This window comes from Thermoactinospora rubra (assembly GCF_002093975.1).
Classification (GTDB): Bacteria; Actinomycetota; Actinomycetes; order Streptosporangiales; family Streptosporangiaceae; genus Nonomuraea; species Nonomuraea rubra_A.
The window spans coordinates 13,056-30,741 of record NZ_KZ084324.1; the positions used below are offsets into that span (position 1 = coordinate 13,056).

At 73.5% G+C, this 17,686-nt stretch carries 18 protein-coding genes; 8 read left to right on the forward strand and 10 right to left on the reverse strand.

Features of this window, described 5'->3' with window-relative positions; genetic code table 11:
* Positions 1-61 precede the first annotated feature (61 nt).
* Genes BSB02_RS00075 through BSB02_RS00085 form a run of 3 tightly spaced genes read left to right on the forward strand, consistent with a single transcriptional unit; the run spans position 62 to position 3,064 of the window.
* Complete coding sequence (locus tag BSB02_RS00075) at positions 62-631, forward strand: TetR/AcrR family transcriptional regulator (RefSeq protein WP_084955283.1); 570 nt, start codon at positions 62-64, stop codon at positions 629-631.
* Between the two features lie 19 nt (positions 632-650).
* A complete protein-coding gene (locus tag BSB02_RS00080) occupies positions 651-2,045 on the forward strand; it encodes a dihydrolipoyl dehydrogenase family protein (protein ID WP_206184446.1) in 1,395 nt (464 codons plus the stop codon).
* A gap of 59 nt (positions 2,046-2,104) precedes the next feature.
* Positions 2,105-3,064, forward strand: a complete 960-nt coding sequence (locus BSB02_RS00085; RefSeq protein ID WP_084955287.1) for a CapA family protein — start codon at positions 2,105-2,107, stop codon at positions 3,062-3,064.
* On the opposite strand, the gene BSB02_RS00090 is transcribed toward BSB02_RS00085, so the two are convergent.
* Positions 3,051-3,479, reverse strand: a complete 429-nt coding sequence (locus BSB02_RS00090; RefSeq protein ID WP_084955290.1) for a TIGR03668 family PPOX class F420-dependent oxidoreductase — start codon at positions 3,477-3,479, stop codon at positions 3,051-3,053. The genes BSB02_RS00085 and BSB02_RS00090 overlap by 14 nt on opposite strands.
* Positions 3,480-3,552: 73 nt before the next feature.
* Here BSB02_RS00090 and BSB02_RS00095 point away from each other — a divergent pair, with 73 nt between their 5' ends.
* Positions 3,553-4,839, forward strand: coding sequence for a phosphoribosyltransferase family protein (locus BSB02_RS00095; protein ID WP_240506073.1), 1,287 nt, complete (start codon positions 3,553-3,555; stop codon positions 4,837-4,839).
* 26 nt (positions 4,840-4,865) lie between these two features.
* On the opposite strand, the gene BSB02_RS00100 is transcribed toward BSB02_RS00095, so the two are convergent.
* Positions 4,866-6,302: a hypothetical protein gene (locus tag BSB02_RS00100; RefSeq protein ID WP_084955293.1), complete on the reverse strand. Its 1,437-nt coding sequence runs from the start codon at positions 6,300-6,302 to the stop codon at positions 4,866-4,868.
* Positions 6,303-6,312: 10 nt separating this feature from the next.
* Entirely contained in the window at positions 6,313-7,248 is a 936-nt protein-coding gene (locus tag BSB02_RS00105) for a sigma-70 family RNA polymerase sigma factor (RefSeq protein ID WP_084956158.1), read from the reverse strand.
* Between the two features lie 165 nt (positions 7,249-7,413).
* Between BSB02_RS00105 and BSB02_RS00110 the strand changes: the two genes are divergently transcribed.
* Entirely contained in the window at positions 7,414-8,619 is a 1,206-nt protein-coding gene (locus tag BSB02_RS00110) for an AI-2E family transporter (protein WP_240506074.1), read from the forward strand.
* A gap of 40 nt (positions 8,620-8,659) precedes the next feature.
* On the opposite strand, the gene BSB02_RS00115 is transcribed toward BSB02_RS00110, so the two are convergent.
* The 7 genes from BSB02_RS00115 to BSB02_RS00145 form a co-directional block, all read right to left on the reverse strand.
* Positions 8,660-9,775 carry a glycosyltransferase gene (locus BSB02_RS00115; protein ID WP_084955297.1) on the reverse strand — a complete coding sequence of 372 codons (1,116 nt, stop codon included), beginning with the start codon at positions 9,773-9,775 and terminating at the stop codon, positions 8,660-8,662.
* Positions 9,776-9,821: 46 nt separating this feature from the next.
* Positions 9,822-10,988, reverse strand: a complete 1,167-nt coding sequence (gene rodA, locus BSB02_RS00120) for a rod shape-determining protein RodA (protein ID WP_206184447.1) — start codon at positions 10,986-10,988, stop codon at positions 9,822-9,824.
* Positions 10,985-12,748 carry a penicillin-binding protein 2 gene (gene mrdA / locus BSB02_RS00125; RefSeq protein ID WP_084955299.1) on the reverse strand — a complete coding sequence of 588 codons (1,764 nt, stop codon included), beginning with the start codon at positions 12,746-12,748 and terminating at the stop codon, positions 10,985-10,987. Before mrdA ends, rodA begins: the two co-directional genes overlap by 4 nt.
* A gap of 504 nt (positions 12,749-13,252) precedes the next feature.
* On the reverse strand, positions 13,253-14,017 hold the full coding sequence (locus BSB02_RS00130; RefSeq protein WP_084955301.1) for a rod shape-determining protein MreC: 765 nt from the start codon (positions 14,015-14,017) through the stop codon (positions 13,253-13,255).
* Between the two features lie 10 nt (positions 14,018-14,027).
* Positions 14,028-15,059, reverse strand: a complete 1,032-nt coding sequence (mreB, locus tag BSB02_RS00135) for a rod shape-determining protein (RefSeq protein WP_084955302.1) — start codon at positions 15,057-15,059, stop codon at positions 14,028-14,030.
* Between the two features lie 165 nt (positions 15,060-15,224).
* The gene (locus tag BSB02_RS00140) at positions 15,225-15,500 is read right to left on the reverse strand and encodes a hypothetical protein (protein ID WP_084955304.1); all 276 of its coding nucleotides are present in this window, start codon (positions 15,498-15,500) and stop codon (positions 15,225-15,227) included.
* Positions 15,501-15,548: 48 nt separating this feature from the next.
* Positions 15,549-15,974 (reverse strand): DoxX family protein, encoded by a 426-nt coding sequence (locus BSB02_RS00145; protein ID WP_084955306.1) that lies wholly within the window; start codon positions 15,972-15,974, stop codon positions 15,549-15,551.
* Between the two features lie 81 nt (positions 15,975-16,055).
* Between BSB02_RS00145 and BSB02_RS00150 the strand changes: the two genes are divergently transcribed.
* The 3 genes from BSB02_RS00150 to BSB02_RS00160 are packed head-to-tail and all read left to right on the forward strand — an operon-like array spanning position 16,056 to position 17,633.
* Positions 16,056-16,517, forward strand: coding sequence for a MarR family winged helix-turn-helix transcriptional regulator (locus tag BSB02_RS00150; protein WP_143590104.1), 462 nt, complete (start codon positions 16,056-16,058; stop codon positions 16,515-16,517).
* A 40-nt stretch (positions 16,518-16,557) separates the two neighbouring features.
* Complete coding sequence (locus tag BSB02_RS00155) at positions 16,558-17,010, forward strand: YbhB/YbcL family Raf kinase inhibitor-like protein (RefSeq protein WP_084955308.1); 453 nt, start codon at positions 16,558-16,560, stop codon at positions 17,008-17,010.
* Positions 17,011-17,012: 2 nt separating this feature from the next.
* Positions 17,013-17,633 (forward strand): protein-L-isoaspartate(D-aspartate) O-methyltransferase, encoded by a 621-nt coding sequence (locus BSB02_RS00160; RefSeq protein WP_084956167.1) that lies wholly within the window; start codon positions 17,013-17,015, stop codon positions 17,631-17,633.
* The last annotated feature ends 53 nt before the right edge of the window (positions 17,634-17,686 follow it).

Consider the following 17,686-nt stretch of genomic DNA (forward strand, 5'->3'; position numbering starts at 1 on the left):
ACCGTGTCCGCTTAGCACTGTAGGAGATAACCGGACGGAGCGTCCATTTATTCTGGGAGGCGTGGAGAGAGCCGACGCCGCACGGAACCGGCAGCGCATCCTGCGGGCCGCCGCCGAGCTGTTCGCCGCCAAGGGCGCGCCGAACGTCACCATGGAGGACATCGCCAGGGCGGCGGGGGTGGGGCGCGGGACGCTCTACCGCCGCTTCCCCGACCGCGCCGCCATCGCCACCGCGCTGCTCGACACGCACGAGCGGGAGCTGCAGGAGCGGCTGCTGCGCGGGGAGCCGCCGCTCGGGCCGGGCGCGCCTCCAGCCGAGCGGCTGGCCGCCTTCTACGCGGCCATGGTGGAGCTGCTGGAGGCCCACGCCCACCTGGTCCTGGGCGCGGAGACCGGCCGCTCGCGCTTCGAGACCGGCGCGTACGGCTTCTGGCGCGTCCACGTCCGCTCGCTCCTGGTCGCCGCGCGCGTGCCCGACCCGGACGCGCTCGTCGACGTCCTGCTCGCGCCGCTGGCCCCCGAGGTGTACACCTACCAGCGCCAGGACCGGGGCCTGAGCCCGGAGCGGATCGCCGGGGCGCTGCGCCGCCTGGCCCGGTCCATCGAGCCGGAGGGCGACCGCCGGGCGTGAACGTCGTACCGTCGTAGAGGTGGACGAACAACCAGATGAGCAGACAGATGTCGCCGATGTGATCGTCATCGGCGCCGGCCCGGCCGGCGAGAACGTGGCGGGCCGCGTGGTGCGCGGCGGCCTGACCTGCGCCGTCGTGGAGACGCACCTGGCCGGGGGCGAGTGCTCCTACTACGCCTGCATCCCCAGCAAGGCGCTGCTGCGGCCGATGGAGCTGGCCGCCGAGGTGGGGCGGGTGCCGGGGCTGCGGCCGGCCGGGCCGGCGGACGTCGAGGCCGTGCTGAAGCGGCGGGACGAGGCCGTGTCCGACTACGACGACCACGGCCAGGTGGGCTGGATCGAGGACCTGCCCGCCCGGTTCGTGCGCGGCCGGGGACGGCTCGCCGGGCCGCGCCTGGTCGAGGTGACCGGACCCGGCGGCGGCCGCACCCGCCTGCGCGCCCGGCACGCCGTGGTGCTGGCCACGGGCAGCGTGCCGGTCGTCCCGCCCATCCCGGGCCTGGCCGAGGCCCGGCCGTGGGGCAGCCGCGACGCCACCGAGGTACGGCGGGTGCCGGAACGGCTGGCGGTGCTGGGCGGCGGCGTGGTGGCCTGCGAGATGGCCCAGGCCCTGCACTTCCTGGGCGCCCGCGAGACCACCATGCTCGTGCGCGGCTCGGGCCTGCTGCCCCGCATGGAGCCGTTCGCGGGCGAGATGCTGGCCGGCTCCATGCGGGAGAGGGGCATCGACGTACGGCTGGGCACCCAGGTCGCCGAGGTCCGGCGCGACGGCGCGGTCACCCTGCGCCTGGACGACGGCTCCACCCTTGAGGCCGACGAGCTGCTGGTGGCCACCGGCCGCCGCCCCGCCACCGACGATCTCGGCCTGGAGGAGAACCGGCTGGAGGTCGACGACAGCCTGCTCGTGCGCGGCTCGGACTGGCTGTACGCGGTGGGCGACGTCAACGGCCGCAACCTGCTCACGCACATGGGCAAGTACCAGGCCAGGATCTGCGGGGACGCGATCGTGGCGCGGGCGCGCGGCGAGTCGCCGAAGGCGCTCGCCACGGCCGACGGGCGCGGCGCGCCCCAGGTGGTCTTCACCGACCCGCAGGTCTGCGCCGTGGGCCTGACCGAGGAGGCCGCCCGCGCCAAGGGGTTCACGGTGCGCGCGGTGGAGTACGACCTGGGCCGCGTCTCGGGCGCCTACCTGCTGGGCGAGGGGTATGCGGGCAGGGCCAAGGCCGTGGTGGACGAGCGCCGCAGGGTGCTGCTCGGCGTCACGTTCGCCGGACCGGGCGTGGCGGAGCTGCTGCACGCCGCGACCGTCGCCGTCACCGCCGAGACGTCGCTGGACACCCTGTGGCACGCCGTGCCCGCCTTCCCCTCGGTCAGCGAGATCTGGCTGCGCCTGCTGGAGGAATACGGCCTGTGACCCGGGTAGGGGTCCGGCATGGGCATGCTCGACAGCCCTGGACGAGGTGAGGTCGGCCGATGACGGTCACGATCGCTCTGGCCGGTGACACGATGCTGGGGCGCGGGGTCGCCCAGCGCCTGGAGGACACCAGCGACCCGGCCGAGCTGTTCGACGAGGGCGTGCGGGACGTGCTGGCCGGAGCCGACCTGGTCCTGCTCAACCTGGAGTGCTGCATCTCCACGCGCGGCAGCAGGTGGGACCCGGTGGGCAAGCCGTTCCACTTCCGCGCGCCGCCGCACGCGGCGGGCATGCTGGCCAGGTTGGGCGTGGACTGCGTGACGCTGGCCAACAACCACGCCCTCGACTACGGCTACGAGGCGCTGCTCGACACGCGCGACCACCTGGCCGCGGCGGGCGTGCTGTCGGTGGGCGCGGGCGTCGACCTGGCCCAGGCGCGCCGCGCGGCCGTCCTGGAGGCCTCCGGGCTGCGCGTCGGCGTGCTGGGCGTGACCGACCACCCGGACGAGTTCGCGGCCACCGACGACCGCCCCGGCGTGAACTACGTGCCGCTGGAGCTCGGCGTGCCGGAGTGGCTGGCCAAGTCCGTCGCCGAGCTGCGCGACGTCGCCGACGTGGCGATCGTGACCCCGCACTGGGGGCCCAACATGACGGCCCGCCCGGTGCCGCACGTGCGGCAGGCGGCCAAGGCCCTCCTCGAATGCGGCGCGTCGCTGGTGGCGGGCCATTCCGCGCACGTCTTCCACGGGGTCGAGGGACCGGTGCTCTACGACATGGGCGACTTCGTCGACGACTACATCGTCGATCCCGACCTGCGCAACGACCTCGGGCTGATCTTCCTGGTGACCCTGGACGAGCAGGGCCCGGTACGGCTGCGCGCCGTACCGATCGCCCTGGACTTCTGCTACACGCGCCTGGCCACCGGCCGGGAGGCCGAGTGGATCCGGCGCCGGTTCGCCGGCGCGTGCGCCGAGTTCGGCACCCAGGTGTCGGAGGAGCTGACCGTCAGCCTCCGCTAGCGTGCGCCCAGCCGCTCCAGCGGGTCACCGTGACCACCACCACGGGGCCGCGCGGCGGATCGGCCCGGTACTGCTCGTACCGGTCGAGCAGCAGCTCCAGCGCGCCCTCCCGCGAGGGCCCCGCCTGGACGACGGTCGCCGTGCCGTCCGCCCTGGCCCACCACAGCCGCGACCAGTCGTCGGCGTACTCGTCGGCGAGCAGGCACACGTGGGGGTTGTCCGCGATGTTGCGCACCCGCCTGACGTCGGCGGACCGCTTGGGCTTCTGGTCGACGGCGAAGACCACCAGGTCGTCCCTGACCGCGAAGACGACCGGGACGAGGTGCGGCAGTCCCGCCGCGCTCACCGTGGCGAGCCTCGCCACCCGCGCGGCGGCGAACCGCCTGCGCGCCTCCTCGGCCGGCAGCCGTGCCATGCCCTCCACCCTACGTTTGGCCCGGCCGACCTGGGGTAACCCTGGCCGTGTCTCCCGAGAGGGGAGGGACGTGATGTTCACCGACCGCGTCCAGGCCGGACGGCGCCTGGCCGAGCACCTGCGGCACCTGACTGGGCAGGACGTGGTCGTCCTCGGATTGCCGCGTGGCGGCGTGCCGGTCGCCCACGAGGTGGCCAGGGCGCTGGACGCCCCGCTGGATGTGATCCTCGTCCGCAAGCTGGGCGTGCCCATCCACCCGGAGCTGGGTTTCGGCGCGATCGGCGAGGACGGCGTGCGCATCCTCAACGACGACATCGTGCGGCGCGCGGGCCTGGAGCCCGAGGACGTCGCCCGGGTGGAGGCGCGCGAGCGGGCCGAGCTGGAGCGCCGCGCCGCCCGCTTCCGCGGCGGCCGGAACAAGGTATCGCTGGCGAACAAGACGGCCGTGGTGGTGGACGACGGCATCGCGACCGGGGCCACCATGCGGGCGGCCTGCCAGGTGGCCAGGGCCCAGGGGGCGGCGCGCGTGGTGGTCGCCACGCCGGTGTGCCCGCCGGAGACCGTGCAGGTGCTGCGGCAGGACGCCGACGAGGTGGTCAGCGTGCTCACCCCGCGCAACCTGATCGCCATCGGGCAGTGGTACCAGGACTTCACCCAGGTCGACGAGGACGACGTGGTCGCCCTGCTGGCCAGGGCCGGATCCGGCCTGGCCGAGGAGGTGTGGATCGAGGCGGGCGACACCGAGCTGCCCGGCACGCTCGTCGTCCCGCCCTCGGCGCACCTGCTGGTCGTGTTCGTCCACGGCAGCGGCAGCAGCCGCCACAGCCCGCGCAACCGCTTCGTGGCCACCAGCCTGCGCCAGGCCGGGCTCGGCACGCTGCTGTTCGACCTGCTCATCCCGGCCGAGGAGACCGACAGGGCCAAGGTGTTCGACATCGGGCTGCTGGCCGAGCGCCTGGTCCAGGTGACCGAGTGGCTGCGCAAGTACGTGCCCAACCAGCGCATCGGCTACTTCGGGGCCAGCACGGGAGCCGCCGCCGCCCTGTGGGCGGCGGCCGAGCCCGGCGCCGAGATCGCCGCCGTGGTCTCCCGCGGCGGCCGTCCCGACCTGGCCGGGGAACGGCTGGCCCAGGTGAGCGCGCCGACCCTGCTCATCGTGGGCGGCCGGGACGAGCACGTGCTGGAGCTCAACCGGGCCGCCCAGGCCATGCTGCGCTGCGAGAACCGCCTGGAGATCGTGCCGGGCGCCGGGCACCTGTTCGAGGAGCCGGGCACCCTGGAGACCGTCGCCAAGCTGGCTCGGGACTGGTTCTCTGCTCGGTCCTCACTGACCTCGCAGGGGCCGCTCGATCCTCACTGACCTCGCAGGGGCCGCTCGGTCCTCACTCATGAGCCTGGGGGCATATACGCCTTCCAGCGTCCGGCCAGGTCGTGTACCGGCCAGCTCCTCGCGTACGGCGGAGGCGGCAGCTTCTTCACGACCACCACCAGGCGGTCGCCGCGTTCCATGGCCTGGCGGATGCGGACCGGCATCCGCTCGCCGAACCGCTGCATCACGCCGTGCGACTCGCAGCCGAGCAGGTAACCGATCTGCACGCCCGACTCGCCGTACACCATGCAGGGCGCCCGCACGCCGAGCTCGCGCAGGTCGGCGGCGGCCTTGGTCATGACCGCCCGCCCCTGGCGGTTGATGGCGGCCAGCCGTCCGGCGTAGGCGCCCTGCATCGCCAGGTGCGCCACCAGGCCGACGACCACCGCGACCGCGAACGCCCCGCGCATCCGCAGCCCCGTCACCGCGGCCTGCCCGATCGGCAGCGCCAGCAGCGCGTAGGCGGGCATGAGGAAACGCGGCGCCGCGTAGTCGACGTAGAAGAAGTACGGCAGGGCCATCGTCAGGCCGGTGACCGCGGCCAGCGTGACGGGCAGGCCGTGGCCCTCCCGCGAGGCCGCCCACAGGCCCAGCGCGGCCATGAGCGGGATCGCCAGCCACCAGATCAGCGCCACGGGCGAGACTGGCCCGCAGTCGGCGCCGAAGCGGCACAGCGAGGGGCCGTCCAGCGCGCGGGCGTGCTCCACGACCGTGAAGGTCCACCCGGTGGCGTTGTGCTCGCCCGCGTCGCGCAGGCGGGTCAGGAAGCCGCCGAAGCGCTGCTCTGCCTCGATCGCCCACTGGCCCCAGCCCACGGCCAGGCCCGCGACGATCGCCGCCCACGCCCCGAGCCGGCGCCGGCCGGACACGAACGGCACGGCGACGGCCAGCGGCACCGCCGCGACCAGCGAGTCGGAGGGCCGCATGAGCGACATGACCGCGAACGCGCCCGCCAGCCCGGCCAGTGCCCAGCGCGAGCGCGCGGCCAGGACGACCAGCCCGGTGGCCGCGACCGCGGCGAGCGCCACGTACAGGTTCGGCATGGCCTCGTTGCCGTAGAACAGCGACAGCCAGCAGCCGCCGAACAGCAGCGCAGCCACGGCCGGCACGTAGTCGCCGCGGATCCTGACCCACACATGGAACGCTCCATACAGGCAGAGCGTCGACATCGCGGTCAGATACAGGCGCAGGACGAAGACGGAGTCGGTCACCGCCACGACGGGCGCGACCAGCAGCGGCACGCCCTGGGCGCGCGGAGCGCTGAACACGGCGGGCGGGGCGTGCGCGGCGAGCTGGCTGGCGTACACCGACTCGTCCCAGCCGATGCCCATCCGGGGCGAGATCAGGATCATCTGCGCCGCGCCGTACAGGAGGCTGACCAGGACGAGCGCTAGGTTGGGCCGCGAGGCGACGGCTTCGGACGCGCCCAGCGGGCGCGGACGGGTGACGGTCACGCTGCCTCCCTCAGCCGGCCCACGCCAGCAGGGGCTGGACCCGTTCCGGGCGGCGCAGCGTGCCGAGCGCCTGCCGTTCCAGCTGGCGGATGCGCTCGCGGGTGAGCCCGATCTGCTCGCCGATCTCCTGGTAGGTGTGGGTCATGCCGTCGCTCAGCCCGTAGCGGAGGGTGATGATCAGGGCCTCCCGCTCGGGCAGCCGGTCGACCAGCGACCGCAGCTCCTCGGCCAGCGCGCGGTGCTCCATGACCTCAGAGACGGGCGCCATCTCCGCGTCGGCGATCAGGTCGCCGACGCGGGTGTCGTCCCGGTCGCCCACCGGGGTGTCGAGGCTGACCACGTCGCGGTCGATCCTGCGCAGGCGGGCCAGCGTATCCACGGTCATCCCGGCCGCCGTGGCCACCTCGGGGTCGTCGGGCTCGTGGCCCAGCCGCGTCTCCAGGTCCCGCGCGACCCGCTTGACCTTGGCGATCTGCTCGACGACGTGGATCGGCAGGCGCACGGCCCGGCTCTTGTCGGCCAGCCCGCGCTCGATGGACTGCCGGATCCACCACATCGCGTAGGTGGAGAACTTGTAGCCCCTGGCGTAGTCGAACTTCTCCACCGCGTGGATCAGCCCGAGGTTGCCCTCCTGGATGAGGTCCAGCAGGGGCCAGCCGCGGTGGTAGTACCTCTTGGCCGCCGCCACGACCAGCCGCAGGTTGGCCCGCAGCATGTGGTCCTTGGCCCGCTCGCCGTCCGCGGCGACCCGCTCCAGCTCCTCGGCCGCCCTGCCCTGGACCCTGCCCTGGTCGAGCAGGTGGCGGGCGTACAGCCCGGCCTCGATCCGCTTGGCGAGGTCCACCTCCTGCTCGGCGGTGAGCAGCGGCGTCCTGCCTATCTGCTGGAGGTACTGCCCCAGAAGATCGTGTTCGTCATATGGCTCATGCGGCTCAGCCCTGCCCATCACGGCCACCCCCTTGACAACGGCTACCCCGCCATATCCCCCTGAAAACGGGGCAGAGGCCGGTGCGACGGANCCCCCCTTGACAACGGCTCCCCCGCCATATCCCCCTGAAAACGGGGCAGAGGCCGGTGCGACGGACCTCTCCCCTCAACGAGGTGTCACGTGGTGAAACGCGACCACATAGACCGCACCGGCGAATCGCCCGACAGTACTCAATCGCACCAGCCGGCCCCTGGGCCAGCCGCCGCACCGAGGGCGCCCGAGAATCCCCAGCCGGCCGCCCCGCAGGGCATCCGGCACGCCGGACAGCCGGACAGCCCGCTGCCGTTCGGCCGGCCCGGCCGCTCGCTGGCCGGCAACCCGTTCGTGTTCGGCTTCACCGCCGCGCTCGGCGTGCTGACCGCCTGGCTGCTGGTGCAGGCGCTCGCGGCCATCGGCTCCGTGCTGGTGCTGATCGTGGTCTCGCTGTTCCTGGCCATCGGGCTGAACCCGGCCGTGGAGTGGCTCGAACGGCGCGGCCTGCCCCGGCCGCTGGCGATCTCGATGGTGTTCGCGGGCGTCATCGCGTTCTTCGTGGGCTTCGGCGTCGCCATCGTGCCGCCGCTGACCACCCAGACCGCCGAGTTCGTCGACCAGTTCCCCGGCTACATCGCCGAGTTGCAGAACCACCCGAGGGTGCGCGAGCTGGACCGGCAGTACCAGCTCCTGGAACGGCTCCAGCAGTACCTGGTCAGCGGCGACATGGGCCGCCAGGTCTTCGGCGGCCTGCTCGGCGCGGCGGGCAAGGTCTTCAGCGCCGTGTTCTCCGCCCTGACCGTGCTGATCCTCACCCTGTACTTCCTGGCCTCCCTGCGCTCGATCACCCAGTTCGGCTACCGGCTGGTGCCGGCCAGCAGGCGCACCCGCATCCGGCTCCTGGGCGACGAGATCATCAAGCGCATCGGCGGCTACGTGGCCGGCAACCTGTTCATCTCGCTGATCGCCGGGGTCACCACGTTCCTGTTCCTGTCGATCCTGCGCGTGCCGTACGCGCTGCCGCTGGCCATCATCGTGGCCATCACCGACCTCATCCCGCTGGTCGGCGCCACGATCGGGGCGGCCATCGTGACCCTCGTCGGCCTGTTCGTCTCGCTGCCCGTCGGCGTGGCGTGCCTGGTGTTCTTCATCGTCTACCAGCAGGTGGAGAACTACCTGATCGCCCCGCGGGTCATGCTGAGCTCGGTCGAGGTGCCGGCGGCGGCCACGATCGTCGCCGCGCTCATCGGCGGCACGCTGCTGGGCGTGGTGGGCGCGCTGCTGGCCATCCCGGTGGCGGCGGCCGTCCAGCTGATCCTGCACGAGGTGACGATCCCCCGCCAGGACCACCACTGACGGTCCCGGCGGGGGATGCGCGAGGTGCGATCGGGGCGGCTCAGGCGGCCGCGGACTCGTAGACCCGCAGCATCTCCTGGCTCACGCGCTCCCAGGCGTAGCGCGACCTGGCGCGGTCGGCGCCCGCGAAGCCCATCGCGATCCGCCTGGTCGGGTCGGCCAGCAGCCGGCGGATCAGCCGCGCGGTCTGCGCGGGGCGGTCCGGCGGCACCAGCAGTCCCGTCACCTCGTCGACGACCGAGTCGAGGTGGGTGCCCACCGCGGAGGCGATGACCGGCACTCCGCAGGCCATGGCCTCCAGGGCGACCGTGCCCTTGGGCGCCTGGCGCGGCAGCGTGAGCACGATGTCGCTGCCGCGCATCAGCTTGGCCACCGAGCCGTGGGGGACGCGGCCGAGGAGGCGGACGCGGTCGGCCACGCCGTACCGCTCGGCCAGCCGGAGCAGCGCCCGGGCCTGCGGGTCGGAGCCGAGCTCCTCCGGCGCGGGGCCGCCGGCCAGGACCAGCTCCACGTCCGGCACGGCCGACAGCGCGACGAGGGCGGTGTGCGCGCCGCGGTCGGGGGCCAGGGAGCCGACGTGCAGCAGCCTCTTGCGGCTGTGCTGCGCCTCCTCCGCCGTGCGGCGGCGGAACCTCTCGACGTCCACCCCGTAGGGCACCACCGAGATGTGGTTGCGGGGCACGCCGAGCCTGATCAGCGTGGCCTTCTCCTCGCCGGATCGGGCGACCACGGCGTCGGCCCGCCGGCCGAGCGCGCGCTGCACGCTCAGCTGCTTCTCGCCGTCGGTCCCGTGCCGCGGCACGAACGTCTGCGCGAACGGCAGCCGCAGGTCCTGGATGCCGGCCACGGCCGCGAGGCCGCAGGTCCAGGAGTGGGCGTGGACCACGTCAGGCCGGTCGTCCTCCCAGCGGCGGTGCAGCCGCATGCCGAACTCGCGCAGGTAGGGCGCCACCTCGCCGGCGGGCAGGTCGCGGGCGGGCCCGGCGTCCACGTGCTCGACGGTGACGCCCTTGCTCAGCCGCAGGATCGGCTTGGCGTCGTCGCTGGTGCGGCGGCAGTAAACGGTCACGTCGTGCTCCCGGCCCAGTTGCCTGGCGACCGACAGCAGGTGCGTGCGCTGGGCGTGGGACTCGGCGGCGACGATGGCAATCTTCATGACACGCCTTTTGGAGGGAGAAAGGGTGATCAGGAGTGCCTGCGTCTTAAGCACCACCGAAAGTCGGTAGATCGTTCGTACCACCGCGAGCCGTCCCGCTAAACCTCCCGGACGGGAAAATCTCGGATGAGGCCCCGATCGACATGAGCACCCCCACGGCGGCCAGGCACGTGACGACGGACGACCCGCCGTAGGAGACGAAGGGCAGCGGCACGCCCACGATGGGCGCCAGGCCGACGACCATGCCGACGTTGACGGCCGCCTGGACGGTCAGCCAGCCGGCGATCCCCGCCGCCACCAGCCTCCCGTACGGCGAAGCCGCCCGCCCGGCCACGTGCAGCGCCCGCCACAGCACGCACCACAGCAGCACGAGGATGCCCGCCGCGCCGACGAAGCCCAGCTCCTCCCCCGCGACGGTGAGGATGAAATCGGTGTGCTGCTCGGGCACGAAGCGCCCGCCGGTCTGGTCGCCGTGGAACAGCCCCCGGCCGAACAGCCCGCCGGACCCGATGGTCACCAGGGCCTGCACGGCGTTGTACCCGGCGCCCTGCGGGTCGGCGGCAGGGTCGGCGAAGACCAGCAGCCGCTGCACCTGGTGGGGTTTGAGCAGGTCCAGCCACCAGGCCAGGGCCGCCGCGGCCACGCCGGCGGCCACGAGCAGGCCGATCCACCGCCACCGCACCTCGGCCACCACCAGCACGCCGAGCGCGGTCGCCGCCATGATCAGCGCGGTGCCCAGGTCCGGCTGGAGCATCACCAGCCCGAGCGGGACGGCCGCGACGCCGAGGGCGGCCGGCACGCGCACGGCCTCGGGCCGGCGTTCCGCCTCGCCGTCGCCGAGCACCGCGGCCAGGCCGAAGACCAGCGCCAGCTTGGCGATCTCCGAGGGCTGGACCTGGAGGGGGCCCAGGCCGAGCCACGACTGCGAGCCGTTGACGGTCTTGCCCAGCGGGGTGAGGACGGCGAGCAGGCCCAGGCAGCCGGCCGCGTACACCGGGACGGTCCACGCCCGCAGCGTCCAGTGGTCGCGCGAGGCCACGACGACCATGACGACCAGGCCGACGGCGACGTTGAGGGCCTGGCGGCGCAGGAAAGCCTGGGGGTCCTCGGGCACCCGCGCCCGCGTCGAGGACCACACCAGCAGCACGCCCGTCACGCACAGCGCGACGGCCGGAACGCCGAGCCGCCAGTCCAGCGCGCGCAGCCGTCTCACCGCTTGCTCACCCCGTACAGGTGCGACCAGATCTCGCGGGCGGCGGGAGCCGCGGTCTCCCCGCCGTTGCCGCCCTGCGCGACCATCACCACGACGACGTAACGCTTGTCGAACGACGCGAACCACGAGGTGTCCTGCTGTCCGAACACCTCGGCGGTGCCGGTCTTGCCCGCGACGGGATGCCGGTCCAGCGGGAAGCCGGCGAAGGCGCCGGCGGCCGTGCCCGACTTCGGCACGTCGGCGAGGGCCTTGCGCGTGTAGGCCAGGGTCTTGGCGCCCACGGGGAGGCGGCCGGCGACCGGCGGGGTGATCTTGCGGAGCACGCGGCCGTCGGCGCCGACGAGCGCCTTGCCGACCCTGGGGCTGAACAGCGTGCCGCCGTTGGCCAGCGCCGCGTACGCCGTGGCCAGCTGGAGCGGCGTGACGAGGATCTCGCCCTGCCCGATGGAGAAGTTGGCCGCCTCGCCCGGCCAGTCCCAGGCGCGGTCCGGCAGGTGCCCGGGCGCCTCCCCCGGCAGGTCCACGCCGGTCTTGCGGCCGAAGCCGAACGCCTTGGCCATGCTCAGCATCGGGTGCTTCTTGCCCGGCCGGCGCAGCCACATGTCGTAGGCGAACTTGTAGAAGACGGTGTCGCAGGAGACGACGAGCGCGCGGTGCAGGTCGATGCGGCCGTGGTCGACCGCGCGGTAGTTGCGGAAGTCGCGGTCGCCGACCCGGTAGGTGCCGGGGCAGTCGTAGGTGCCGCGGAGGCGGTAGCCGTACCGGACGGCGGCGGCGGTGGAGGTGACCTTCCACGTGGAGCCGGGCGGCCACTGGCCCTGGACGGCGCGCGACAGCAGCGGGCTGCCCCGCTTCTGGCTGGTCAGCCGCGCGTAGTCGGCCGGGTCGATACCGCCCACCCACACCGACGGGTCGTAGGAGGGCAGGTTCGCCATGGCCACGATGCGGCCGGTGCGCGCCTCCATGACCACGGCGGCGGCCTGGTCGGCCACCCTGCCGCGCTTCCTGGCCGCCTCCACCGCGCGGCGCAGCGCCCGCTCGGCGGCCTTCTGCACCTTGACGTCGAGGCTGGTGACCAGCGTCGCGCCGGGCGTGGGCGGCTGCTCGGCGAGCGTGCGCAGCACGTGCCCGGCGCTGTCCACGACGAGGTCCCGGCTGCCCGGCGTGCCGCGCAGGTCGGCCTCGTAGGCGGCCTCCAGCCCGTCCCTGCCCACCACGGCGCGGTCCTCGGGGGCCAGGTAGCCCAGCACGTGGGCGGCCAGCCGCCCGTTCGGGTACTCGCGCACCGGCTGCAGCTCGGCCACCACGCCGGGGAAGTCCTCCGGCCGCTCCACGATCTGCATCGCGGTCCGCTCGTCCACCCCCTCCGCCACCGGGATGGGCTGGTACGGCGAGCCGGGCCAGCACGGCCTGCCGACCTTCGGCCCGCACAGCCGGGCCCGCCGGGCGATCTCCTCCTGCGGCACGCGCAGCAGCCCGGAGAGCCGCCTGAGCACCTCGCGCCCCTCGTCGGGCTGCCGCGAGAGCGTGCTCAGGTCCACCGAGACGGTCATCGCCGTGCGGTTGCGGACCAGCGGCCGGCCCCGGTCATCGACGATACGTCCACGGACGGCTGGGATGACGACGTGGCGCACGTGGTCTTCGGTGGCCGCGCGGGCGTATCGGTCGAAGTCCACGACCTGCACCTGCCACAAGCGGCCGAGAAGCACGATAAACAGCGAGGTCACGAGCAGATGCACCAACAAGAGCCGGGAGCGCATCGGTGGTCCTCCGAGCCGCGGCCCGGCGGCGCCACAGCGCGGCGCCGAGCCAGGCCAGGAAGCTCAACAGCACGGTGTAGATCACGGACAGCGACAGCTCGGCCGCCGGCGGCCAGGCGCGGGGATCGCGCAACACCATGTCGACCAGGGCGTAGCCGAGCGTGCCCGCGGCCACGCCGGCGGGCAGCCTGACGGCCGCCGGCACCCGCCGCGCGAGCCCGCACACGTAGCCGGTCAGGCACAGCACCAGGGCGGCCCGGCCCAGCGGCCCGTCGGCGGGCGGGACCAGCCCCGCGACCAGCCCGGCGGCGAACCCGGCCGGCGCGCCCGTGAGGGGGCCGCAGACGGCGGCGACCGCCACGGTCACGGCCAGCACCGCGTCGGGCCCCGCGCCTCCGGGCAGCGGCAGCCGCTCCACGACGCTCACCTGCAGCACCGGCGCCGCGACCGCCGCCACGACGACGCTACCCCTCATCCCGGCCTCCCGCCGGTCCCGTCACCACGCTAGCCCTCATCCCGGCCTCCCGCCGGTCCCGTCACCACGCCCACCACGTCCAGGGCGGAGAAGCGGACGGCCGGGCGCACCAGCGCCGTGCGCACCAGCGGATCCTTCATGGGCTCCACCCGCACGACCGTGCCGACCGGCACGCCCGGCAGGTACGGCCCGTTCCTGGCCGATCCCAGAGTCTCCACGCGCTGCCCGGCCTCGATCCGCGCGTCGGCCGCGAGCAGGCGCAGGCGCAGCAGGCCCTGCCGCAGGCCCTGCCCGGTCACGATGCCGATCTCGCGCGAGCCGGCGAGGCGGACGCCGAGGCTGGAGGCGGGATCGGCGGCCAGGCGGACGGTCGAGACCGAGTGCCCGGCCTCCACCACCCGGCCCACGAGCCCGTCGCCGGTGAGCACCATCTGGTCGGCGCGCACGCCGTCCTTGGTGCCGACGTCGACGGCCACGGTGTCGCCGCGGGCGCCGACCGCGATGACCTGGCCCAGAGCGAGGGGCAGGTCCGGCCACGCGGCGCGGATCGCCTGCCGCTGGGCCTCGTGCCGGCTGCCCGCCTGGCCGGCCCACTGGGCGGCGGCCAGCCGTACGGCCTGCTCCTGGCCCTCGTCGGCGCGGCCGGCGGCGATCAGCCGTTGCACCGGCCCCACCACGGCCGCGCCCCATTCGCGCAGCGCCGACGCGCCGCCGCGGACGTCGACGGTGACGAGGGCCGCCGACAGGGCGACCAGCGCGAGGAGGACGGCGCGATGCCGGCGGGCGGGTCGCATGGCGCCCTCCTCAGTGCCGCGGTTCGGGCACCAGCACGCCCTGGAGGCGGTCGAAGTCCTCGACCACCCGGCCGGAGCCCAGCGCCACGGAGGCGAGCGGGTTCTCGGCGACCTTGATCGGCATGCGCGTCGCCTCGGCCAGGCGGCGGTCCAGCCCGTCGAGCAGCGCGCCGCCGCCGGTCAGCGTGATGCCGTTCTTGACCAGGTCGCCGGCCAGCTCGGGCGGGCACTCGTCGAGCGTCGCCTGGACCGAGTCGACGATCATGCCGACCGGCTCCTCGATGGCCTCGTGGATCTCGCTGCTGGAGATGTCGACCGTCTTGGGCAGGCCGGTGACCAGGTCGCGGCCGCTGATGGGGAAGGCCTGCTCCTCGTGGGGAGGGCACGCCGTACCGATCGCGATCTTGACCTCCTCGGCCGTGCGGGCGCCGAGCAGCAGCGAGTGCTCCTTCTTGACGTGGGCGATGATCGCCTGGTCCAGCTCGTCGCCGCCGACGCGCAGCGAGCGCGCGGTGACGATGCCGCCCAGCGAGATCACCGCCACCTCGGTGGTGCCGCCGCCGATGTCGACGACCATGCTGCCGCTGGCCTCGTTCACCGGCAGCCCGACGCCGATGGCCGCCGCCATCGGTTCCTCGATGATGTAGACGCGCCTGGCGCCCGCCTGGTAGCCCGCCTCCTTGACCGCGCGCTGCTCGACGGCGGTGATGCCGCGCGGCACGGCCACGACCAGGCGCGGCTGGGTCATGTAGCGGCGGTGGTGGGCCTTGCGGATGAAATAGCGCAGCATTTGCTCGGCGACGTCGAGGTCGGCGATGACGCCGTCGGCGAGGGGGCGTATCGCGACGATGTGACCGGGCGTCCGGCCGATCATCTGTTTGGCCTCGCTGCCGACCGCCACGATCTTGCCGGTTCTGGTGTTGACCGCCACCACCGACGGCTCGTCCAGGACGATGCCGCGGTCCCGCACGTAGACCAGCGTGTTGGCCGTGCCGAGGTCGACAGCCATGTCACGGCCGAGCAGACCAAGAAATGAGCGCATGACGGACTCAGCCCTCTGGGTCGTTGCGGATCGTTGCGAGAAGTCAGGCCGTGGATTCCCCGGTCATTAGCACTCAAATCAGGAGAGTGCTAATGATTGTTTAACATCCTCTCCGGCCTCAGGCAACTCCATCAGCGCCAGGCGAGCGAGTAATTCGCGAAGCGGCTACTCGAAGTCGTCGGGGTTGAGCTCCTTGAGCCTCAGAAGTTCGTGGACGTCGATCTCCTCGCCGGTCCGGCCCTGGGATCCGGTGGGTCCCGGCGGGGCCGTACTGCCCAGGGGCGGGGTGCCCGGGGACGGCTCCCCGCCGCCCTGGGGTGGCATGGTGCCGGGAGTGGGCTCGCCGCTGCCCTGGGGCGGCGCGGCGTCCGGCGCCGGATACGGCGGCTCCTGGTCGCCGGTCCCGGACCGCCGGACCTCTGGCTGCTGTGGCTCGGTCATGGGACAACCTCCCTGGTCAGAGGCTTCCCCTCCCCGAACGCCCGCGGCTCAAACGGCGGCGGTGGCCCTGGAGCGGCGCCGCCACAGGCTGTCGGCGGCGAGCGCGCCGCCGCCGCTGAAGGCCACCGCGAGCGAACCGGCGGCCAGCGCGAGGACGAACTCGTAGCCGCCCTTGTCGGCCAGGAAGCCGTTGCCGAGGTGGACGAAGACGATCGCGCCGGCCATGTCGAGCGCGAGGAGCACGCCGACGACCGGCAGCGCGGCGCCCAGGATGAGCGCGATGCCGCCGGCGACCTCCAGGACGGCGACGGCCGGGGCCGCGAGGCCGGCCAGCGGTACCCCGGCCTGCTCGAAGAACGCGGTCGTGCCCGCGATACCCATGGTCGTGAACTTCATCCAGCCGTGGACGAAGAAGATCACGCCCAGGGCCACGCGGGCGAGCAGCAGGGCGATGGATCGCGCCTGGTCGAGCATGACGCCTCCTCGGGATAGTCGTTCAGTTTTGAACAACTATAGGCAGGCAGTACAAATTTGAACAAGAAGTACACTTGTCGCGTGACGCAGACGCGGTGGCTGGACGACGACGAGATGGCCGCCTGGCGAACCTTCCTCACGGTCTCCCACCTGCTGGACCGGCACATCGAGGAGCACCTGAAGGCCGCCGCGGGCCTGACGCACGCGCAGTACGAGATCCTCGTGCGCCTGTCCGAGACGCCCGGCCGCAGCATGCGCATGACCGAGCTGGCCCGCGGCGTCATCGCCTCCAAGAGCGCGCTGACCTACCAGATCACCCAGCTGGAGAGAAGCGGCCTGGTCGAGCGCACCGCCTGCCCCTCCGACGAGCGCGGCGTGGTCGCGGTGCTCACCGACGAGGGGATGCGCTGCCTGGAACGCATCGCCCCCGGCCACCTGGAGGTGGTCCGCCGCTTCCTCATCGACAACCTCACCCGCGAGGAGCTGGAGACGATGACCCACGCCCTGCGCAAGGCCGAGCGGGCGATGCGCCCCCACGGCTAACGACCGGTGTCGAACCGCCCGGCCGGGGAAGCGGACCGGCATGGCTGGGATAACACTGCGGAGCTCCGCGTTCGACGACCACACGCTCATCCCGCGCGAGTACTCGCACGAGGAGGGCGACGTCTCACCGCCGCTGGAATGGTCCGGCGTGCCGCCGGAGGCCGCCGAGCTCGCGCTGGTCTGCGAGGACCCAGACGCCCCGCGCGGCACGTTCACCCACTGGCTGGTCGCGGGCATCCCGCCCGAGACCGACGGGCTCGCGGCCGGGGCCGAGCTGAAGGAGTACGTCGTGGGACGCAGCGACTTCGGCCAGGAGGGGTACGGCGGGCCGCACCCGCCCGTGGGCGACGACCCGCACCGGTACTTCTTCCGCCTCTACGCCCTGTCCTCCCCCAGCGGCCTGGCCGACGGCTTCACGGCCGAGCGGTTCCGGCGCGCGGTCGAGGGCAAGGTGATCGCCTCCGGCACGCTGGTCGGCACCTACGGCCGGTGACCATGGACCTGGTGGAGGCCGCACAACGGGCGGGGGTGAGCGATCCCCGCCTGCTGGAGGCCATCCGCGTCACGCGGCGCGACCTGTTCGTGCCGCCGGGCCTGGCCGGGCGCGCCCAGCTCGACGAGCCCGTCCCGATCGGCCACGACCTCCCCACGACGCAACCGTCGCTGGTCGCCCAGATGCTCGCCGCCCTGGAGCTGACCGGCGAGGAGACCGTCCTGGAGATCGGCACCGGGTACGGGTACCAGACCGCCCTGCTGGCACGGCTGGCCCGCCGCGTGTACTCCATCGAGCGCCACGCCGACCTGGCCGAGCACGCCCGCGCCAACCTCGCCTCCGCCGGGGTCGCCGGCGTGGAGGTGGTGGTCGGCGACGGCACCGCGGGCCTGCCCGAGCACGCGCCCTACGACGCCGTCGTCGTGTCGGCGGCCGCCCGCGACGTGCCTGGCCCGCTGGCCGACCAGCTCGCCGAGGGCGGCCGCCTGGTCATCCCCATCCGCACCACCATGGCCGACGTGGTCACCCTGTACGGCAAGCTCGGCGGCCGCCTGGTCCGCCGCAGGACGCTCACTCCCGCGAACTTCGTCCCCTTGGTCGGCAGGCACGTCCCCGGCCCCTGACCGTGGCCGGAGCGATTATGTGCCTGACAGCGCCCGGCCGGGCGGCTAACGTA

Excerpts from the sequence above, each read along its gene's own strand:
- mreB (WP_084955302.1), bottom strand. The coding sequence starts at position 15,059 with ATGCGCTCATTTCTTGGTCTGCTCGGCCGTGACATGGCTGTCGACCTC.
- BSB02_RS00095 (WP_240506073.1), top strand. The coding sequence starts at position 3,553 with ATGTTCACCGACCGCGTCCAGGCCGGACGGCGCCTGGCCGAGCACCTG.
- BSB02_RS00115 (WP_084955297.1), bottom strand. The coding sequence starts at position 9,775 with ATGAAGATTGCCATCGTCGCCGCCGAGTCCCACGCCCAGCGCACGCAC.
- BSB02_RS00145 (WP_084955306.1), bottom strand. The coding sequence starts at position 15,974 with ATGCTCGACCAGGCGCGATCCATCGCCCTGCTGCTCGCCCGCGTGGCC.
- mrdA (WP_084955299.1), bottom strand. The coding sequence starts at position 12,748 with ATGCGCTCCCGGCTCTTGTTGGTGCATCTGCTCGTGACCTCGCTGTTT.
- BSB02_RS00160 (WP_084956167.1), top strand. The coding sequence starts at position 17,013 with ATGGACCTGGTGGAGGCCGCACAACGGGCGGGGGTGAGCGATCCCCGC.
- BSB02_RS00155 (WP_084955308.1), top strand. The coding sequence starts at position 16,558 with ATGGCTGGGATAACACTGCGGAGCTCCGCGTTCGACGACCACACGCTC.
- BSB02_RS00085 (WP_084955287.1), top strand. The coding sequence starts at position 2,105 with ATGACGGTCACGATCGCTCTGGCCGGTGACACGATGCTGGGGCGCGGG.
- BSB02_RS00090 (WP_084955290.1), bottom strand. The coding sequence starts at position 3,479 with ATGGCACGGCTGCCGGCCGAGGAGGCGCGCAGGCGGTTCGCCGCCGCG.
- BSB02_RS00130 (WP_084955301.1), bottom strand. The coding sequence starts at position 14,017 with ATGCGACCCGCCCGCCGGCATCGCGCCGTCCTCCTCGCGCTGGTCGCC.
- BSB02_RS00140 (WP_084955304.1), bottom strand. The coding sequence starts at position 15,500 with ATGACCGAGCCACAGCAGCCAGAGGTCCGGCGGTCCGGGACCGGCGAC.
- BSB02_RS00105 (WP_084956158.1), bottom strand. The coding sequence starts at position 7,248 with ATGGGCAGGGCTGAGCCGCATGAGCCATATGACGAACACGATCTTCTG.